The organism is Paraburkholderia phymatum (genome assembly GCF_040965635.1).
GTDB lineage: Bacteria > Pseudomonadota > Gammaproteobacteria > Burkholderiales > Burkholderiaceae > Paraburkholderia > Paraburkholderia phymatum_B.
Genome location: NZ_JBFRCH010000095.1, coordinates 1 through 1,389, shown reverse-complemented (window position 1 = coordinate 1,389; position 1,389 = coordinate 1). Strand labels below are relative to the sequence as shown.

Sequence of the window (1,389 nt, the reverse complement as noted above, 5' to 3'; positions counted from 1 at the left end):
TCTATGGGGCAATGGAAGTCAAGCCCTTTCGCGATCCGTTTTTCCGTTAGTTATCTCCCATTCGAGAGTGCGGCCAGGTTATCCACGGCCGGCCGGCGGGTCGCCTGCTACGACCACGACGCTGGCCGGCGGTGGATAACCTGGCCGATCAGATGTTTTGCAATCCTCCATATCAAGCGAGAACAGCAGTGAGGTCGGGGTGTCTGAAGTCCGGACACTTGACCGGACCAACTTCTATCCGTGCTGGCACGAGACCGGGCACCACATACCGCATGCGCAAGGCGCTGGAACTACCCCATTATGAACGCGCCCCATCTAGAACTACGGTTGCCTGCGAAGGTAACCCGCTTACTGTCCGGGCGCGCCGAACCTTCAAACGCTGTTGCCGCTCGACGTTGTCTACTCAGGTCGCTGCCACGTTCTTCGCAGGTGGCTTGAGGGTTGCTCCGAGGGGAATCTCACCGAATTCCAGATAGCGCCATAGCGCGACCGCCAGACGTCTGGCAAGTGCCACAATGCCGATGCGTCGCATACGCTTGCCGCCGCCTGCAAAGCGCTCGTTGAACCAGTCGCTTAGCTGGCTGCTGCGCTGGAAGCGCAACCAGCTCCACGCCAGTTCAACCATCAGCCATCGCGCTCGCTTGTTGCCGATCTTGCTGATGCCCTGCTCAACTTCACTGGTGCCGCTGGTATAGGGCGTCGGGGCCAGGCCCAGGCAGCCGGCCACTTCACGGCGGTTGTGAAAGTGCCGCCAACCGAACAGTTCCCTGATCAGGACCCAGGCACTGCCGGTGCCGATACCCGCAAGGCGGGCGAGCCGCGCAATCGCGGGTTGCGCACCGCTGCGCACCTCGCGCTGCTGCTGTACCTCGAGCGCCGTGATCTGCCTGGCAGCGAGCAACAGCCGTTCGAATTCGCGTTCGATCTCGGCGCGCAGGGCTGGCAACAGCTGTGTGGTGTGCTGCGCCCACCAGTGCGCCCACGCGCGGCCACCGATTCGCTCGGGCCGCAGGTTGTGGAGGACCAGCAGCGAGCGGATGCGGTTGCTATGGGCAGTGCGCTCCTGCCGGAGGCGATCGAGTTCACGGTGTATCCGCCGCTCATCTTCCTGTTCGGGGGTGGGGATACGTGCGACCGCCCAAACCCGGCGCTCACCACCGTAGTAGCGCATCAGCATCGACAGCAGCTTGTCGCTATCGAGACGGTCGGTCTTGGCGCGACGTCTGCGCCGGTTGACTTCGATACTGGCTGAATCGACCACCAGGTTCGTGATCTGATGTGCTTCCAGGCAGCGGTGCAGCCAGAAGCCGTCACGCCCGGCTTCATAGCAGCTGCGCACCGGGGCATCGGTGGCCAGATGACAGCGCGCTTTGGCCTTTGCAATCGCCG

At 63.0% G+C, this 1,389-nt stretch carries 1 protein-coding gene; it reads right to left on the bottom strand.

The features are described from left to right. Positions 1-403: 403 nt before the first annotated feature. Positions 404-1,389: IS110 family transposase (locus tag AB4Y32_RS40300; protein WP_368726560.1), on the bottom strand; the 986-nt coding region annotated here is incomplete at its 5' end.